Genomic DNA, 18,037 nt, shown 5'->3' on the forward strand with positions numbered 1-18,037 from the left:
ATGCAATGGCAATCGACGTCTATCTGTACATTGATGGCATCAAGGGCGAATCGGCGGATGACCGCCACAAGGACTGGATCGAGTGCAAATCGGTCAACTTCGGCGTGGAGCAGCCCAAGTCCGCCACCGCCTCCACCGGCGGCGGCCACACGGCGGAACGCTGCGAACACCGCGACATCGTGATCTCCAAGCTGGCCGACCTGGCCTCGCCCATCCTGCTGCAAACCTGCGCGGCCGGACGCACCATCCCCAAGGCCAAGTTCGAGTTCATGCGCGCGGACGCGCAGGGCGAGCGCGTGAAGTACTTCGAGATCGAAATCGAAAACGTGCTGATCGGCGCGGTGGCGCCGGCGGTGGAGGAGGGCGACATCCTGACCGAAGAAGTCGGCTTCAAGTTCTCCAAGGTGCGCTGGAAATACACGCAGCAGAAGATCAGCGGCGGCGCCGGCGGCAACACCTCCGGCGGATGGGACCTGTCCGCCAACCGCATCGCCTGACCGGCTGGTGCGCCGCATGCCGCAGTGCCAGCCACTGCGGTATTTTTTTTTGAAAGGAGCAGCCATGAGCGGTTTCGCCCCCGGCCTGATGGACCGCCTGCTGGGCGCGCGCGGCAACGCGGCCGCCGGTTTCACGGCCGCGCAGCTGAAGGACGCAGTCGCGCGCGACCTGGAAGACCTGCTGAACACCCGCGCCGCACTGCCCGAAGCGCTGCTGGCCGACTACCCGGAATGCGCCGCCTCCATCCTCAATTACGGCCTGGTCGACTTCGCGGGCATGTGCCTGAGCAGCAGCGACGACCGGAGCCGCATCTGTGCCAGCCTGAAGGCGGCCATCGAACGCCACGAGCCGCGCCTGCGGCAGGTGCAGGCCCGCATCGAACAGCAGGCCGGCAGCATCAACCGCGTCAACTTCGTCATCAGCGGCGTGCTGGCGGTCTTTCCCGTGTTTGAACCCGTCAATTTCGACGCCGTGCTGCAGCCGTCCACGCTGCACTACGCCATCCACCACAGCGGAGCACAGGCATGAGCATCAATCTGAAAACCCTGATCGCAAAACTGAACGACACCACCCGCCTGGCCGCCACCCGCGCCGCCAGCATCTGCGTTGGCCTGGGCCAGTACGAGGTCGACGTCGAGCATCTGTTCCTGGCCTTGCTGGAGCAGGAACAGAGCGACTTCGTGCTGATCGCGCGCAAATGCGGCATCAGCCTGGAGGCGCTGGACGCCGACCTACGCAAGGAGATTGCACGCTTCAAGAGCGGCAGCGCGCGCACGCCGGTATTCTCCGCGCATTTGCCCGTGCTGCTGGAGCATGCGTGGCTGATCTCCTCGCTGTCGCTGCCGCAGCCGGACCTGATACGCAGCGGCCATCTGCTGCTGGCCCTCCTGACCGAGCCTGGCCTGGCCCAGCTGGCCGCGCGCGGATCGAGGCTGTTCGCGCGCTTCCCGGTCGATGAGCTCAAGCACAATATGGACAAGTACACGCGCGGCTCGCAGGAGGAACGCAGCGCCGCGCCGGAAGCAGACAAGGAAGCCGCGCTGCTGGCCGCCGATCCGCTCCGGCAGTTGGACGCGAAGACCCCAGCGCTGGACCAGTACACCACCAGCCTCACGCAGCAGGCGCGCGACGGCAAGCTCGATCCGGTGATAGGCCGCGAGGCCGAGATCCGCCAGGCGATGGACATCCTGATGCGGCGGCGCCAGAACAATCCGATCCTGACCGGCGAGGCCGGCGTGGGCAAGACCGCCGTGGTGGAAGGCCTGGCGCTGCGTATCGTGGCGGGCGACGTGCCGGAAGTCCTGCGGGGCGTGGAGATACGCGCGCTGGACATGGGCCTGCTGCAGGCCGGCGCCAGCGTGAAGGGCGAGTTCGAAAACCGCCTCAAGGCCGTGATCGACGAAGTGCGCAAGAGCGCGCACGCCATCGTGCTGTTCATCGATGAGGCCCACACCATGATAGGCGCTGGCGGCCAGGCCGGACAGAACGACGCGGCCAACCTGCTCAAGCCGGCGCTGGCGCGCGGCGAGCTGCGCACCATTGCCGCCACCACCTGGAGCGAATACAAGAAGTACTTCGAGAAGGACGCCGCGCTGGCGCGCCGCTTCCAGGTGGTGAAGGTGGAGGAGCCCAGCGAGGAAATCGCCTGCGCCATGCTGCGCGCGATGGCGCCGTTGATGGAGAAGCACTTCGGCATCCGCATCAGCGACGAGGCGGTGGTGGCGGCGGTCAGCCTGTCGCACCGCTACATCAGCGGGCGCCAGTTGCCGGACAAGGCGGTCAGTGTGCTCGATACCGCCTGCGCCCGCGTGGCCCTGGCCCGCAGCGCCGCGCCGCAGCAAGTGGAGCAGGCGCAGAAGCACGTGGAGCGCATCGGCTTTGAAATCGCCGCGCTGGAGCGCGAACAGGGGAGTGGCCCCCAGGACGGACGCACCGCCGCGCGCCTGCGCGAGCTGCGCGTAGCGCGCGAAACGCTGATGCAGGAGCACCAGAAGCACCTGGAACGCTGGGAGCGCGAAAAGGCGCTGCATGCCGCCATGGCGGTGCAGCGCGACAGCTATCCGCCGGTGGGCGGCGGGGTTTCCATGGCGGCGCTGGAGGAGGAACTGGCGGCGCTGCAGGGCAGCGAGCCGATGGCGCCGCAGCGTGTGGACGCGCACACGGTCGCCGCCATCGTGTCCGGCTGGACCGGCATCCCGCTCGGGAAGATGGTGCGCGACGAGATCCGCGCCGTGCAGAAGCTGGAAGCCGCGCTGCAGGCGCGCGTCCTCGGCCAGCCGCACGCCGTGGCCGCCGTGGCGCAGCGGGTGCGCACCGCGCGCGCCGGCCTGGACGACCCCAACAAGCCGCAGGGCGTGTTCCTGTTCACCGGTCCTTCCGGCGTGGGAAAAACCGAGATGGCGCTGGCGCTGGCGGAACTGCTCTACGGCGGCGAGCGCAAACTCATCACCATCAATATGAGCGAATACCAGGAGGCGCACAGCGTCTCGGGCCTGATAGGCTCGCCGCCCGGCTACGTGGGCTACGGCGAGGGCGGCGTGCTGACCGAGGCGGTGCGGCGCGCGCCCTACAGCGTGGTGCTGCTCGACGAAATAGAAAAGGCCCACCCGGACGTGGCCGAGCTGTTCTTCCAAGTGTTCGACAAGGGCGTGCTGGACGACGCGGAGGGACGCGAGATCGACTTCCGCAACACCATCATTATCGCCACATCCAATGTGGCCTCGTCCGCCATCATGCAGGCCTGCCTGAACAAGCCCGTGTCCGGACGGCCCGCGCCTGCGGAGCTGGAGGAGCTGGCCAGGCCGCAGCTGATGAAGCATTTCAAGCCCGCCTTCCTGGGCCGCATGCAGCTGGTGCCGTTTTATCCGATAGCCGACGAGGTACTGGCGCGCATCATCGCGCTCAAGCTGGACCGCATCGGGCAGCGCATCCGCGCCAGCCACCACGCTGAATTCAGCTATGACAGTGCCGTGGTGGACGCCGTGCTGGCGCGCTGCACCGAAGTCGATTCCGGCGCGCGCAATGTGGACCACATCCTGAACGGCAGCCTGCTGCCGGCGATAGCGGAGGCGGTGCTGGCGCGCATGGCGGATGGCGTGGCGATCGCCAGCATCAAGGCCGGCGCCAGCCGCCAGGGACAGTTCAAATACACCGTTAAATAGAGGAGGCGGCACATGTTCAATATTGCGCAACTGCTCCAGCCCATCAGCGTACAGCAAGCCTGCGGAGAGGATATTTCCTTCGGCAGCGAGGTGGATGAAATCGTCAAGGCGCGGCTGGCGGACGACCCCACGCTGGACCAGGGCGCCTGGGTGACCACGCTGAAGGAGGCCGACTGGCCTTTCGTCTCCGCGCGCTGCGCAGCGCTGATAGAAGGCCGCAGCAAGGACTTGCGGCTGGCGGTCTGGCTGGCGGAAGCGCAGGCCAAGACGCGCGGATTCCGTGGCCTGGGCGACGGCTACGCGCTGCTGGCCGGCCTGTGCGCCCGCTATTGGGATTGCCTGCACCCGGCCATCGACGACGGCGACGCCGAGCAGCGCGTGGGCAATCTGTACTGGCTGCTGGCGCGCACGCCGCAGCTGGTGAAGGAGATGCCGGTAACGGAGAGCGGCGGCGTATCCATGGCCAGCTTCGATGCGGCGCGCCAGCGCGTGGCCATGGCCAGCAGCGCCAGCGCTGCGGCAGGCAGCGGCGGCTGGCCCACGCCCGCCGTGGCGGCGCCTGAAGGGCCGGGATTGGCCGAGCTGGATGCCGAGCGGCGCCGCAATTCGTCTCAATTCAACAACACTTTGCTGGCGGATGCGCGCTACTGCCTGGCGTCTCTGCAGGAGCTGGAGCGCGCTGTGGATGAGCGGCTGGGCGTGGACGGGCCGGGCTTCGGCGCCGCCCGCGAGGCGCTGCTGAACGCCATCGATTTTATCGAGCCGCTGGCCACGCCGTCCGGCGAGGAGGGCGGCACCGATTCCGGCGTCGGGCAAGGCGCCGGGAACACGCCCGGCGGCGCGGAAGGCCCGGGGCGTATGCCTTCCGGCCCGCCGCTGAACCGCTCGCAGGCGCTGGCCCAGCTTCGGCTGGTGGCGGAATTTTTCCGCCGCACCGAGCCGCACAGCCCGGTCGCCTACCTGGCCGACAAGGCCGCCGGCTGGGGCGAACTGCCGCTGCACTTGTGGCTGCGCGACGTGCTGAAGGAGCCCGGCGCCATCGCCCAAATGGATGAATTGCTAGGTGTTGCGGCGCCGCCCGCGCTTTGATCATCATGCTGATCGAATCCCAGTCTCAAAAAATTTCCTTATGGTAATTGTTGCAATCCAATGGAAATGCGCTCAGACTGCCCAAAAAGCACGATAAATTCGGCACGAGGAGACTGGTATGAAGAATTTGAGGATCGGCGTCAGGCTGGGTCTGGCTTTTACCGTGGTGCTGTTATTGTTGACGGCGCTAACGCTGGTAGGCATCGCCCGCATGCAGCAAGCCAGCGCCATGACCGAATCGCTGCTGCAGGACCATCTGCGCGTCGAGCGCATGGCAACCGAGTGGCAGAAGGTGGTGGAAGTGAACGCCGCCCGCACCACGGCCGCCTGGAAGGTGCAGGATCCGGCCGACCAGAAAGGCTTTGAACAGCAGATGGCGCAGGCCTCCAGCCGCGCCACCGAGCTGCAGGACGCCCTCGGCACCATCCTGCAGGACCCTGTCGGCAAAGAGCAGCACGCCGCCATCCTCGCCTCCCGCAAAGCCTACGTGGACGCCCGCAAAGCCGTGTTCAAGGCCAAGGCCGACGGCGACCTGGAACTGGGCAAGCGCCTCTTCGAGCAGGACATGGAACGCAACCGCGTGGTCTACCTGGCGGCGCTGCAAAAGCTGGTCGACACGCAGCGCGCGCAGCTCGACGCCAAGGCGGACCAGATCCAGAGCGGCAACGCGAGCGGCCGCAATATGCTCATCCTGCTGGGTGTGGCCGCCGTGGCGCTGGGCGTGGGCTTCGCCTGGTACATCACGCACACCATCACCAGCCCGCTCAGCGAGGCCGTCAAGGTGGCCGAGTCGGTCTCCGCCGGCGACCTCACCAGCGACATCGTCGTGGCGAGCAAGGACGAGACCGGGCAGCTGATGCACGCGCTGAAGAATATGAACAGCAACCTGGTCAACATCGTCGGCCAGGTGCGCGGCGGGACGGACACCATGTCCAACGCCTCCAGCGAAATCGCGGCGGGCAATATGGACTTGTCCTCGCGCACCGAGGAGCAGGCCAGTGCGCTGGAGGAAACCGCCTCGTCGATGGAGCAGCTGACGGCGACGGTGAAGATCAACGCCGAGAACGCGCGCCAGGCCTGCCAGCTGGCGGTGGACGCTTCCGAAATCGCCAGCCACGGCGGCGCGGTGGTGTCGGAAGTGGTGGCCACGATGGGATCGATCAACGATTCCTCGCGCCGCATTGTCGATATCATCAGCGTGATCGACGGCATCGCCTTCCAGACCAATATCCTGGCGCTGAACGCGGCGGTGGAAGCGGCGCGCGCAGGGGAGCAGGGCCGGGGCTTTGCCGTGGTGGCGTCCGAAGTGCGCAACCTGGCGCAGCGCTCGGCCTCGGCCGCCAAGGAGATCAAGGAGCTGATCAACACCTCGGTGCACCAGGTGGAAGCCGGCACCGGCCTGGTGGACAAGGCGGGACGCACCATGGACGACATCGTGGCCAGCATTGCCAAGGTGTCCGGCATCATGAGCGAGATCGCGAACGCCAGCGAGGAACAGCGCACGGGCATCGAGCAAGTGAACTTCGCCATTACGCAGATGGACCAGGTGACGCAGCAGAACGCGGCGCTGGTGGAGCAGGCCGCCGCCGCAGCAGCAGCCATGCAGGACCAGGCGGCGCAGCTGGCACAGTCGGTCAGCGTGTTCAAGCTGACGGATATGCAAATGCATGAGCGGGGCGGTGCGGCGCTGCCCGGCCGTGCTGCGCGGCGCGCGGTGTCCGGGCGCGAAGTGGCGAGGCTGACTTAAGGTGCACGGGCTGGCGCGCGGCCTGCCGCTACGGCTACAATCGCGCCATGCCTCCCGACCAGCCTTCCGCCAAGACTCCCTCCAATAAACGCCCCATGTGCGCGGCCTGCCTGCGGGCGCAGGCGGCGTGCATCTGCCGCTGGGTGGCGCCTGTGCCCAGCGCGGCGCGCGTGCTGATATTGCAGCATCCCATGGAAGTGGCGAACGCCAAGAACAGCGGGCTGCTGCTGCATATGTGCTTGCCGAACAGCCGCCTGGAAGTGGGCGAAGCGTTCGATCCGGCGCGGTTGGAGGCATTGCTGGCCGGGCCGTCTGCGCTGCGGCCGGTGCTGTTGTATCCCGATACGCCGGGCGACGCGTCGATGGGCATCGCGCCCGCGCCGCCGTTCGATACGGCCTGGGCGGACGAGCCCTCCGGCCTGCTGCTGGTGGTGCTGGACGCCACCTGGCGCAAGAGCCGCAAGATGCTGTATCTGAATCCCGCCTTGCAGCGCTTGCCCCGCTTGCCGCTGCGCGATACGCCGGCGTCGCACTACCTGATACGCAAGGCGCATGCGCCGGACCAGCTGTCCACGCTGGAGGCCACGGCGTATGCGCTGGCGCAGCTGGAAGGGAATGAGGATAAGTATGCGCCGCTGATCACGGCATTCGATGGCTTTGTGGCGCAGCGGCAGGGCTATGCGCCGGCGGGTGCGGCTTAGCCAAGTTATTCAGCTTAGCAGCTTCAATCCCGGCGGCAGCGCCTCGCCCAGCATGCGCTTCTCCATCGCCTGGTCCAGCTGCACCACCTCGCGCACCATGGCGCTCCACGTGGCGGGCGCGCGGGATGCTTCCATGCGCTGCAATATCTGCGCGCGCAATTCCTCGCTGATGTCGCGCGTGCGGTCGCCGGTCATGCGCGCCAGATGCGCTGCGGCGAAGCCGGCCGGCTCCACCTTCTTCCAGTCCAGCGTGAGCAGCACCGCCAGCCACTGTTCCACCGCCGCCACTGGCGCCACGTCGTGCGCGCTGCCGTGGAAGGGCTGGCGCGAACCCACACGGCCCAGCGCCCACAGGAAGCGGCCCAGCGCGGCTTCCGCCTTGTCCGCCTTGGCGGCGGACGCGGTGGCCAATTCCTGCACCTGGCCCAGCAGCCATTCGCCGATCTCGCCCTTGTAGGCGGATGGAATGCGCTCCAGCGACGCACCCAGGCGCAGCATGTCTTCCTCGCTGCCGTTCACCAGCGTGACGGGGCGGCGGCCGCGTTCCTGCTCGTCCGCTTGCAGGTTGAAGGCGAAATCGTCCAGCAGGCGCAGTTGCTGCGTCGCGTCCAGGCCGCCCGACACGCGGCGCCACAAGGTCCACCATTCCGAGCAGGCCTGGCTGTCCTTGTGGTACTGCAGGCCGGTCTCAAACATGGCCCACAGCTGTTCGATGCGCCACGCGTCCAGCGCATGGCCGAAGCCCGGGCGCAGGCAGTAGCCGGCCAGGTTGAGCCAGGCGCGTTCGTGTTCGGCCGAGCGGCGGCGGCCCTTGGCGCGCTGCAGCAGCGCGTCGAACAGGTGGCGCAGCAACGGCGTGGGCCAGCTTTCGCGCGCGCCCAGCAGGTGGTCCAGCTGGCGGCCCAGCTGGCGCACTTCCTTGCTGTCCACCTGCTGCGCGCGGCTGCCGAAGATGCGGTCGATTTTTTCCAGCGCGTCCTTGTAGCGGGGCGGCAGCGCGATTTCTTCCGCGCCTTCTGCGCCGCCGGCCGCGCCGTGGCCGCGCAGCTGGAACTCCAGCAGCCAGCGCTGCGGCTTGCCGCCTTCGTTCGCCACGCAATGCACTTCCAGCGTGCCCACTTCGCTCAGCGAAGCAGCCAGCTGCACCGGGATCTCCTTGAGGGCGGCCGCGTCGCCGCTGTCGCGCAGCACGGTGGCAATGGGCGGCAGGCGCACGAAGGAGGATGCATCTAGATCGGCCAGGTCGCCTGCGCGCGGCGGCGTGCCTGCGTCAGCGGTCAGGGACACAATGTGGAAGCGTACCGGGCGGCCCAGGCGCAGCGCGAAGCTGCGGTCCGCCAGGCGCAGTTCGACGCCGGTTTCGGCGCCGCGCGGCAGGATGCAGACGGCGCGGCGGCTGTCCTGCTTGTTATCGCCCGCTTCACCGTCCAGCAGCAGGAAGTAGGAGCGCGGTGAGCCGCCGCCGATGGTCGGCGCGCGGCCCTGCTTGCCGATGGCGTAGGCCACACCGCCGCGCGCCACCGCCACATCCGGGTTCTCGTTGTGCAGCACCTGGATCGGCTGGCCGCGCCAGGCGGACAAGGTGGCTTCCAGGCGCCTGGCCAGCGCGTCAGCGCGGAACACGCCGCCGTTCAGCAGCAGCGTGTCCGGAACCGGCAGGCTGGCATCGCCGCTGCCATCATCAACAGCCATGCCCAGTGCTTCGCGCGCGGCCGCCGCGTGCTGGCGCAGGAAGCTGGCCAGGTGGCGCGTGATGGCGGCGTCGGTCGCGTAGGGCAGGCCGAATTCGACGATGCCGCCGCGCGTGCGCCGGGCCTCCTCGTGCGGCTCGCCCATGGGGAAGAAACCGTCTACCACCATGCGTTCCACGTCCTCGCGCGCAAGGTCGGCCGAGCGCGTGCCGCCTATCAGCTTGGAGCCCGTGCCCAGCAGCGTGACGGACACGCGCTCCGGCGCGTCCGCCGCCAGCAGTTGTTCCTTGGCCGCGCGGCAGCGCTCCGTAAGCTGCGCCATGCGCGCCGCCGACAGCCGGGTGGCTTGCGCCGCCTGCTCGCCGTCTCCGGCCAGCCGCGCTTCCACCAGCCGCGCCAGCGCCAGGTCCATATTGTCTCCGCCCAGTATCAGGTGGTTGCCCACACCGATGCGGGTCAGTACGGGATCGCCGCCACCGGCCGGCAGCTCCACCTTGATCAAACTGAAGTCCGTGGTGCCGCCGCCCACGTCGCACACCAGCACCAGGCGCGTGTGCGCCAGTTCCTGCTCCAGCGTGGCGCGGTGCCGGTACAGCCAGTCGTAGAAGGCGGCCTGCGGCTCTTCCAGCAGCCGCAGCTTGGGCAGGCCCGCCATGCGCGCCGCCTCCAGCGTGAGCGCGCGAGCACCCTCGTCGAAGGACGCGGGGATGGTGAGCACGATCTGCTGCTGTTCGAAAGCGTGTTTGGGAAAACGCTGGTTCCACGCCGCCCGCACGTGCGCCAGGTAGCTGGCACTGGCGGCCACTGGGGACACCTTGGCCACATCATCCTCGGCGCCCCACGGCAGGATGGCTGCCATGCGGTCCACGCCGGGATGCGACAGCCAGCTCTTGGCGCTGGCCACGAGGCGGCCCGGCACTTGCGCGCCCAGCTTGCGCGCCAGCTGCCCGCCCGCCACTTCGGCCACGCCCGCCACGTCGGGCAGGCGCCACGGCAGCTGCAATTCGCCCGCCGCCAGCTCGCCCTCGGCCGGATGGTAGCGCAGCGACGGCAGCAGCGCCGCCGTGCCCACTTCACCCGGCGCCACCAGCTGCTCAATGGCGAACAGCTGCACTGCCTCCGAGCCGGGCTCGGAATAGGCCAGCACCGTGTTTGTGGTGCCGAGGTCGATGCTGACGAGGTATTGCTTCATGCGCTGGCGTTACTCCGCAGTGGCTGCGCGGACGTCGAACTCCACCTTCCAGCGCTGGCCATTATCGTTGGAGACGGCCAGCAGCTCCAGCGTGCCCGATTCGGTAGCCTGCGCGTGCAGGCGCACCTGCACCACGTCGCCCGGCTGGCGCCCTTCCGGCGACAGCGTCATCTGGATCGCGTTCAGCTCCACCAGTTCTTCCGGACCCCAGAAGTCCAGCAGCTCGCCGATCTGGTCCTGGCGGCGGGTGGACGAGCCGAAGAAGCGGAAGTCCACCGGTTCGCCGACCACCAGGCCGAATTCCTGGCCTGGCAGTTCCATCTCGCTGCCTTCCTCCATGCCGAACGGCGCCACGCACAGCGCCTGGATAGGCGGGTCCATGCCCGGGATGGCAGGCATGGACGACTCCACCGCCACGTAGTAGGAACGCGCAGTGCCACCACGGATGCGCACGCCGCTGCCACGGCGCACGTAGCTGTAGTAGGCCGCGCCGCGCGCCACGGCCAGGTCCAGGTCCGCGCCGCCCAGCATGCGCGCAGGTTCCGCGCCTTCCAGGTAGAGCCAGTCGTTGATGGTGTCCATCACGCGCTTGGCCAGCAGCTCGGACTTGAACACGCCGCCGTTGAACAGCACGGCGGTGGGATGCAGGAAGGTCGCGTCCGGATTCTGCTTGCCTTCGTAGCCTTGCAGCTCGCTGGTGGCGCCCAGCTGGCGCGCCAGGAAGGAGGCCAGGTGGCGCGTGACGCCCGCGTCCTGCGCGTACGGCAGGCCAAGCTGCGTCAGGCCGGCGCGGGTGCGCACGGCGGGACGGGCGGACGCTTCCACTTGCGGGAAGAAGCCGTCCAGGATGAAGGTCGTCACTTCGGTGCGGGTCAGCTCGGTGCGGATGGAACCGCCGATCAGTCTCGAGCCGCGGCTCGGCACCACGATGGGCCAGCTCTCCACGCTGGCGTCGGCCAGCAGGGCTTCCTTGGCGGCGCGGCAGCCGTAGGTGAGGGCGCGCAGCTGCCACGCGTCCAGCTGCGTGCCGTTGGCGGCCAGCTTGCGCGCCACCAGGTGGGCCAGCGCCAGGTCCATATTGTCGCCGCCCAGCAGGATATGGTCGCCCACCGCCACGCGGTGCGGTTCCAGCACGCCGTCGCGTTCCAGCACGGCGATCAGCGAGAAGTCGCTGGTGCCGCCGCCCACGTCCACCACCAGGATGATGTCGCCCGGCTTGACTTCCTTGCGCCAGCGGCCTTCGCTGCCCTGGATCCAGCTGTACAGCGCCGCCTGCGGCTCTTCCAGCAGCGTCAGTGCCTGATAGCCGGCGGCCTTGGCCGCGTCGGCGGTCAGCTCGCGCGCGGCCGGGTCGAAGGAGGCCGGGATGGTGACGGTGACTGCCTGCTCGGTGAATGGCGCGTCCGGATGCGCCGCGTCCCAGGCCTGGCGCAGGTGCGACAGGTAGCGGGTGGACGCCTCCAGCGGCGACACGCGCGTCACTTCTTCCGGCGCGTCGTTCGGCAGGATGGCGGCGCGGCGGTCCACGCCGGGGTGGCACAGCCAGCTCTTGGCGCTGGAGACCAGGCGGATAGGCGTGGTGGCGCCACGGCTGCGCGCCATTTCGCCGGCCACGGCGGCTGGCGATGCGCCCTGTCCGTCGGCCTGCCAGGGCAGCGCCAGCTGGCCCGGCGCCATTTCGTCCGGATGCGGCAGGTACAGGAAGGACGGTAGCAGCGGCAGTTCTTCCACCGTGCCCGGCGCGGTCAGCTGCGGTACGCCCAGCACGGACTGCGCGGTTTTCTCGCCGTCGCTGGCCTGCAGGTCCACATAGGACAGCGCGCTGTGCGTGGTGCCCAGGTCGATGCCGATAGCGTAGCGCGGGCTGTTCGCGTTGTTGTTCATATCGCCGTTCACAGTTCCACCTCCGCCGGGGCCAGTACCTTGGCGTCATGCGCTTCGGCCAGTTTCGGCAGGCGCACGCTGGTGGCGCGCCAGCCGCGATGGCTCAGGCTGCCCTTGAACGGGGCTTTGCCGACCACGTTGCCGGTCAAGCGCACGGCGGCGGCGTCGAAGCCTTCCTCCAGCGTGACGCGCGAGCCTTCGGCTTCCGCGCGCACAGGCTCGATGGTGAAGTGTTCGCGCAGCACCTTGGCGCAGCCTTCGTGCACCACGCGCGCGGCGGCGCCGATGTCGGCGTCTGCGTAGGCGCTCAGGTTTTCCTGGGTGAAGTCGATCAGGCGCGCTTCGCGCTGCAGCAGGCTAAGCAGCTGCAGCGCGGCGTCCGGCGTGGCTTCGCGTAGGATCACCGGGGCCGGCGGCGCGGTGGGAGCTGCGGTAGGGGCTGCCGTTGGTGCAGCAGTCGGTGCAGCCGTTGGTGCTGCGGTCGGTGCGGCAGCCGGTGCTGCGGCCGTGGCGCCGGCCACGCGCTGGTTGATGCGCTGCAGGCGGGCGGCGAACTGCGGGTCCGACAGGGTGCGGAAGAAAGTGCCGAAGGCGAGCGCGATGCGGCTTCCCAGCGAGGGCAGGTTGGTGTTGGTATTGGTCATGTTGTGGTCAATTCGGGTCAAAAATCAGCCCGCCGCAGCAGGGAGCGCGGCCATGGGCTGGCGGTGTTGGTGACATCGGAGAGCGTGCGCGGCGCGGGGCGCCGGGCGCACGTGCGCCTGGGACAATGCGCATGATACCAGCTACTCGCCTTGCACTGAAACCTGCCATTGTCTGTCATGCATTTCTGCAAAGTGACAATTGGTGACTTTTGAACATGTTTCTTTGTTGTAAGATTAATCTTGTTGATACATATCAACATTTAATTCCCTTTGCACAGCTTTTGGCTGCGCCCCCCCCTGTACTGACTAAAGCCCATGCCACGGCAGTGGCCGCATTACCATTTCTGGATATTTTTTGATGAAGAACATAATTTCGATCGTTCTGTTGCTTGTGCTGGCCGCCTGCGGAGGTGGCGGAGGAGGAGGGGACGGCGGCGGCCAGTCCGGCACCAAAGCAGGGCTGCTGAGCGTGACGTTCAGCACGTCCACGCTGAATTTCGAGTACGTGGAAGGGGAAGAGCCGCGCTCGCAGAGCATGTCGGCGTCGGCCAGCGGCAATAGCGATCAGAACATTCTGATAGGGGCGGAAGTGAGCGGTACCGGTCTTGCCTTGCCCATTTCTGTCGTGGTCAATCTTGCCTCGCGCACGGCGAGTATTACGGTCACTCCGGCGCGCGGCCTGAAGGCCGGCACATATGGCGGTACCATCAAGATGTCGGCCTGCACCACGCAGAACTGCCAGCAGCACCATAACGGCTCGCCCTACGAAGTGACCTACAAAGTAACCGTGCGCCCGCCGGAGGCGCCGGTGCTGGCTACCATGGGCTACAGTAACACCTCGCTCAGCTTCACGATGGATGAAGGCCAGGACCCTGTTTCGCAGACCGTCACGGCCCAGGCCAACGGTAACACCAACCGCGCCGTGTCCATGCGCGCCGAATTGAGCGGCGAAGCCCTGGCTCTGCCCTTGCGGATGGCGGTTGATTCCACGTCGAAAAAAGCCACCATCACGGCCACGCCTGCATACGGATTGAAGGCGGGCGTCTACACGGGCAACGTGAAATTGACGGCCTGCGCCAATAGCGACTGCAGCTTGCAGCATCTGGCTTCGCCCTATACGCTGCCCTATACGGTAACTGTTTATCCACGCCTGAAGGCCGATCCTGTGTCGCTGGACCTGGCCGCGCCGGAGAGCGGCAGCAGTGTAGCCACGCCGGTCTCCTTGGTGCTGCCGGGTCCCGGTGCCGCAGTCAATGCCACCGTGAGCTACGTTGCCGGCGCCAGCGGCTGGCTCACTGCCCAAATCAATGGCGCGAAGCTCACTGTGCAAGCGTCGGCGAAAACGCTGCTGGCCGGGACCTACCAGGCCAAGTTGACGCTGAGCGTGCCGGCCAAGTCGCAGTTCGTCGAGATCCCTGTCAGCCTGACAGTGGCTAGTGGCTTGAGTGTGCCTGAGCGCGCCACGCTGAGCATAGACAGCGGCACCACCGCACAAGAGATGCAAGGCACAATAGCGTTGGCCATGGCGCCCGGCGCCACCGCCAGCACCTGGACCGCCAGCAGCAATCAGAGCTGGCTTCAGCTGGTCAGCGCCAGCGGCGGCATCGCCACCTTGCCGGCCTGGCGCATCGACCCGGCCGCCTTTGCGCTACTGGCCAATGGCCAACGCTACACGGCAGTGGTCACCGTCAAGACCGATGCCGCGCTGCCGCCCAAAACCTGGACGCTGGATATGCAGAAAAATCTGGCGGAAATCAGTGGCCTGGATACCGTGGCGCTGCTGGCGGGGCAGGGCGGCGACGTACTGCTTTATGGCCGCGGATTCGACAAGCTGCCGCCTGCCGCCGTCGTGGTGGCAGGCGCGCAGCCTACCGCCGTCAAGCTGTTGAGCGCTCGCGTGCTGCGATTGACGATGCCGGTGCTGCAGGCCGGCAGCTACGAAGTCACCCTGCGTTCCGCATCCGGCGCTGCCATGCGCGGCAAATCCATCAAGGTCACCACGCGCGACACTTACGGCTACCAGGCGCTTGGCACGCAGGGCGAGAAGAGGATGGTGGTGTGGGACGCGGTCAGCAAGAGCGCCTTCGTGCTCAACCGTACCCTCAAGAGCGTGATGCGCTATGCAGCCGTCAATGGCCGCTTCCAGCTGGCCGCCACGCGTAGTCTTGAATTTGTGGACAGTATCGCCATGGCGCCAGACCGCAGCGCGCTGATCCTGCGCTCGGGCGCCACCAAGATCTACAAATTATCGCCTGCCGACTTGTCGATAATTTCCATGTTCAACCTGGGAACGGGCAGCGGCTATCAAAACGATTTGCCTGGCCCGTTGCCTATCACTGGCGACAACCGGCTCATGCAAGGCGGGTTCTGGGTGGACCTGGACACGGGCGCCAGTACGCAGGCGGAGTTTTCCCGGTATACGGAGATCTACGGCCAGGCCGACTGGCTTGCAGTGTCGGGCAATGGCATGCGGGCGCTGTGGCCTGCCTCCGGCTACTACACGCCGCGCAACCCGATAATGTGGATCGACCTGATCGGCGGCAAGTACACACCCTTTGGGATGCCGGCGGATAACGCCACTTATTTCTACGACTTTTCAGTCAACCACGACGGCAGCAAATGGCAGTTCAACAACAAGGTGGTCGATTTTGACATGACGCTGCTGGGCAGCGTCGTCCTGCCGGCTGGTGCATTCTCACGGGTTAGCGTTTTTTCCCGCGATGGCTCGCGCCTGTACTTTTATGTCTATCATCATGAGGACCCGCAAATGAAGCCACGCGTCTACGTGTACGACACCAGCGCTGCGCTGACCACCGCGATCAACTTCCCGCTGCTGGGCTATATTGAATTCGACGATTTGCCTAATTGTCCGTACAGCTATAACTGGGACCAGGAGCGGTGTTTCCCCTTCAGCACCACGATGGCCATCACGGACGACGACCAGACCCTGCTGGTGGCCGGCGACACCAAATTCGTTGTATTGCCGATCCCGGCGGCCATGCGGGCGCCGGTCACGGCGACGGTGCGCCAGGTGCTGGGCGGCCAGACAGTGATACCGGTGCGGCCATAAAACGCAGCCGCCCGGCCCCTCAGAAGCGCACGAACTCCGCCTCGTCCATGTCCTCGCCCTGCTGGGCCAGGGATGGATAGACTTCCTTGCTGCGCAACATTTTGACGGGGGCCGGCCTGCGCGCGGCCGGGGCGGGGGCCTGCCGGCGCTGCGGCGCGGCGTTCACCTTGAAGAAGCCCATGGTCTGCTGCAGCTGTTCGGCCTGGCCGCTCATCTCCTCGGCGGTGGCGGCCAGCTCCTCCGAGCTGCTGGCGTTCTGCTGCGTGGTCTGGCTGAGCTGGTTCACGGCAGAATTGATCTGCGCCACGCCGGCCGACTGCTCCTCGGACGCGGCGGCAATCTCCTGCACCAGCCCCGACGTTTTCTTGATGTTCGGCACCATCTGCTCCAGCAGGATGCCGGCCCGTTCGGCCAGCTCCACGCTATTGGTGGCCACCTCGCCGATCTCCTGCGCCGCCACCTGGCTGCGCTCGGCCAGCTTGCGCACCTCGGCCGCCACCACGGCGAAGCACTTGCCGTGCTCGCCGGCCCGCGCCGCCTCGATGGCCGCGTTCAGCGCCAGCAGATTGGTCTGGTAGGCGATGTCGTCGATGATGCCGATCTTGCGCGCGATCTGCTTCATCGCCGCCACGGTGGCGTCGACCGCCTCGCCGCCCTCGGTGGCCTCCTGCGAGGCCTTGGCCGCCATACCGTCGGTGGCCTTGGCGTTGTCGGTGTTCTGGGCGATGGAGGAGGTCATCTGTTCGATGGACGCGCTGGTTTCCTCCACGCTGGCCGCCTGTTCGCTGGACGCCTGCGACAGCGCCTGCGCCGTCGCGCTGACCTGCTCGGACGCGCTGGCCAGCGACTGCGCGCCCGAGTTGACCTCGGTGACCACCTGCAGCAGCTTGGCCATGGTGTTGTTGGCGTATTCCTTCAGTTCGGCGAAACTGCCCTCGTACTGCTTGTCTATGGTCTTGCTCAGGTCGCCGTCCGCCAGCGCGCCCATCACGCGCACCACGTCCGCAATGCTGGCGCCGGTGGTGGCCATCAGCCGGTTCAGGCCTTCGCCCAGCTCCTTCTGGAAGCCCTGCAGCCCGGTCAGCTCCACGCGCGCTTCGAAGTTGCCCTGGTTGGCCGCGCCCACCACGCGCTGCTGGCCCTCGATCACCTGGCTCAGCTTGTTCACGGTGTTGTTGGCAAAGCGCTTCAGCTCGTCGAATTCGCCCTCGTAGGGCTTGGTGATGGTCTTGCTCAGGTCGCCTTCCGACAGCGCCCCCATCACGCGCACCACGTCGGCAATGCTGGCGCCGGTGGTCTCCATCAGCTGGTTCAGGCCCGCGCCCAGTTCCTGCTGGAAGCCCTGCAGGCCGGTCAAGTCGATGCGGACCTCGAAATTGCCCCGGTTGGCCGCTTCCACCGCGCGTTTCTGGCCGGAGATCACCTGGTTCAGCTTGGCCACCAGGTTGCGCATGGCGCGCAGCAGCTGGCCGGTTTCGTCCCTGGACTCGTCCTTGATGTCGATCGACAGGTCGCCGGCCTCCAGCCGCTCGGCCACCTGCACCGCCTGCCGGATCGGCCGCACGATGCTGAGGGTGATCCAGGCCGCGATCCCCACCGCCAGCAGTATGGCCCCGGCTGCCAGTGCGATTACCAGCGTGCGGGTGGATTCATAGGTGGCGGTGGCATCGTCGGCGGCCTTGTCCATCAGCTCGCCTTGCGATTTGGCCAAGGCCTCGAGCGCCTGCCAGAACTGGTCGTTGGTGGGGGCGAACTCGGTTTTCAGGTAGTCGATCGCGCCCTTGCGGTCCGACTTCACCAGCGCGTAGAAGGGCTCGTACTTGGCCGCCACCAGCTCGCGCTTGTCGAGGATGGTCTTGTACATCTGCTTGCCCGCTTCCGTGCTGAGCAGCTTTTGCACTTTGGCCAGGCCTTCGTTCATCTCGCCGCGATTGGTGTCCACCAGGCGGCGGTACTTGTCGACCTCGGCGTCGCTGCTGGAGAGCAGCATATTGCGCATCTGGCGCGCGTTGTCCATGCTGTCTTTCAATACCTCGTTGATCAGGACGACCTTGGCATAGTGCTCCTCGTACATGACGCGGCTGCTTTCGTTGACCGTGCCCAGGCGCTGGACACTGATGACGGACAAAATCAATAGCAGCACAACAACGCTGCCAAAGCCTAAGCCGAGGCGGGTGGCGATCTTCAGGTTTTTCAGCATGGGAATTCCCTGTCGGTTTTATCGGGTGACCTCGTTAATTATGCGCTGCCGCCTTGCGACACATTCTCTCCAATTATCACCAATATCCACCATTGCGCCGACGCGCCATCAGGCATAGAATACTGTATATAAACACAGTATTCAACCACCATCGAGGGCA

Annotated in this window: 11 protein-coding genes; 7 read left to right on the top strand and 4 right to left on the bottom strand. The window is 66.8% G+C overall.

The window, feature by feature from the left end; genetic code table 11:
• Positions 1 to 5: 5 nt before the first annotated feature.
• From KT882_RS10610 to KT882_RS10635, 6 genes are all read left to right on the top strand, one after another.
• Positions 6 to 497 (top strand): Hcp family type VI secretion system effector, encoded by a 492-nt coding sequence (locus tag KT882_RS10610; protein ID WP_056405272.1) that lies wholly within the window; start codon positions 6 to 8, stop codon positions 495 to 497.
• 64 nt (positions 498 to 561) lie between these two features.
• A complete protein-coding gene (gene tssE / locus KT882_RS10615) occupies positions 562 to 1,026 on the top strand; it encodes a type VI secretion system baseplate subunit TssE (protein WP_228895665.1) in 465 nt (154 codons plus the stop codon).
• Positions 1,023 to 3,659: a type VI secretion system ATPase TssH gene (tssH, locus tag KT882_RS10620; RefSeq protein WP_228895667.1), complete on the top strand. Its 2,637-nt coding sequence runs from the start codon at positions 1,023 to 1,025 to the stop codon at positions 3,657 to 3,659. Before tssE ends, tssH begins: the two co-directional genes overlap by 4 nt.
• Before the next feature lie 12 nt (positions 3,660 to 3,671).
• Positions 3,672 to 4,748 carry a type VI secretion system protein TssA gene (tssA, locus tag KT882_RS10625; RefSeq protein ID WP_228895670.1) on the top strand — a complete coding sequence of 359 codons (1,077 nt, stop codon included), beginning with the start codon at positions 3,672 to 3,674 and terminating at the stop codon, positions 4,746 to 4,748.
• A 118-nt stretch (positions 4,749 to 4,866) separates the two neighbouring features.
• Positions 4,867 to 6,495: a methyl-accepting chemotaxis protein gene (locus KT882_RS10630; protein ID WP_228895672.1), complete on the top strand. Its 1,629-nt coding sequence runs from the start codon at positions 4,867 to 4,869 to the stop codon at positions 6,493 to 6,495.
• A gap of 47 nt (positions 6,496 to 6,542) precedes the next feature.
• Positions 6,543 to 7,196 carry a tRNA-uridine aminocarboxypropyltransferase gene (locus KT882_RS10635; protein ID WP_228895674.1) on the top strand — a complete coding sequence of 218 codons (654 nt, stop codon included), beginning with the start codon at positions 6,543 to 6,545 and terminating at the stop codon, positions 7,194 to 7,196.
• A 9-nt stretch (positions 7,197 to 7,205) separates the two neighbouring features.
• On the opposite strand, the gene KT882_RS10640 is transcribed toward KT882_RS10635, so the two are convergent.
• Genes KT882_RS10640 through KT882_RS10650 form a run of 3 tightly spaced genes read right to left on the bottom strand, consistent with a single transcriptional unit; the run spans position 7,206 to position 12,607 of the window.
• Entirely contained in the window at positions 7,206 to 10,079 is a 2,874-nt protein-coding gene (locus KT882_RS10640; RefSeq protein WP_161072010.1) for an Hsp70 family protein, read from the bottom strand.
• A gap of 9 nt (positions 10,080 to 10,088) precedes the next feature.
• On the bottom strand, positions 10,089 to 11,963 hold the full coding sequence (locus tag KT882_RS10645; protein WP_228895676.1) for an Hsp70 family protein: 1,875 nt from the start codon (positions 11,961 to 11,963) through the stop codon (positions 10,089 to 10,091).
• A gap of 8 nt (positions 11,964 to 11,971) precedes the next feature.
• Entirely contained in the window at positions 11,972 to 12,607 is a 636-nt protein-coding gene (locus KT882_RS10650; protein ID WP_161072008.1) for a DUF2760 domain-containing protein, read from the bottom strand.
• Positions 12,608 to 12,965: 358 nt separating this feature from the next.
• Here KT882_RS10650 and KT882_RS10655 point away from each other — a divergent pair, with 358 nt between their 5' ends.
• The gene (locus KT882_RS10655) at positions 12,966 to 15,677 is read left to right on the top strand and encodes a COG1470 family protein (protein WP_228895678.1); all 2,712 of its coding nucleotides are present in this window, start codon (positions 12,966 to 12,968) and stop codon (positions 15,675 to 15,677) included.
• Positions 15,678 to 15,696: 19 nt separating this feature from the next.
• Here the strand turns inward: KT882_RS10655 and KT882_RS10660 are convergent, their stop codons facing one another.
• Entirely contained in the window at positions 15,697 to 17,877 is a 2,181-nt protein-coding gene (locus tag KT882_RS10660) for a methyl-accepting chemotaxis protein (protein WP_228895680.1), read from the bottom strand.
• Between the last annotated feature and the right edge of the window lie 160 nt (positions 17,878 to 18,037).

It is taken from the genome of Pseudoduganella aquatica, assembly GCF_020865585.1.
Taxonomy (GTDB): Bacteria; Pseudomonadota; Gammaproteobacteria; order Burkholderiales; family Burkholderiaceae_D; genus Rugamonas; species Rugamonas aquatica_A.

What these genes read in the sequence shown, in the direction of transcription:
- KT882_RS10635 (WP_228895674.1), top strand. Translation starts at nt 6,543, where the DNA reads ATGCCTCCCGACCAGCCTTCCGCCAAGACTCCCTCCAATAAACGCCCC.
- KT882_RS10610 (WP_056405272.1), top strand. Translation starts at nt 6, where the DNA reads ATGGCAATCGACGTCTATCTGTACATTGATGGCATCAAGGGCGAATCG.
- KT882_RS10645 (WP_228895676.1), bottom strand. Translation starts at nt 11,963, where the DNA reads ATGAACAACAACGCGAACAGCCCGCGCTACGCTATCGGCATCGACCTG.
- KT882_RS10660 (WP_228895680.1), bottom strand. Translation starts at nt 17,877, where the DNA reads ATGCTGAAAAACCTGAAGATCGCCACCCGCCTCGGCTTAGGCTTTGGC.
- tssH (WP_228895667.1), top strand. Translation starts at nt 1,023, where the DNA reads ATGAGCATCAATCTGAAAACCCTGATCGCAAAACTGAACGACACCACC.
- KT882_RS10650 (WP_161072008.1), bottom strand. Translation starts at nt 12,607, where the DNA reads ATGACCAATACCAACACCAACCTGCCCTCGCTGGGAAGCCGCATCGCG.
- tssA (WP_228895670.1), top strand. Translation starts at nt 3,672, where the DNA reads ATGTTCAATATTGCGCAACTGCTCCAGCCCATCAGCGTACAGCAAGCC.
- KT882_RS10630 (WP_228895672.1), top strand. Translation starts at nt 4,867, where the DNA reads ATGAAGAATTTGAGGATCGGCGTCAGGCTGGGTCTGGCTTTTACCGTG.
- KT882_RS10640 (WP_161072010.1), bottom strand. Translation starts at nt 10,079, where the DNA reads ATGAAGCAATACCTCGTCAGCATCGACCTCGGCACCACAAACACGGTG.
- tssE (WP_228895665.1), top strand. Translation starts at nt 562, where the DNA reads ATGAGCGGTTTCGCCCCCGGCCTGATGGACCGCCTGCTGGGCGCGCGC.
- KT882_RS10655 (WP_228895678.1), top strand. Translation starts at nt 12,966, where the DNA reads ATGAAGAACATAATTTCGATCGTTCTGTTGCTTGTGCTGGCCGCCTGC.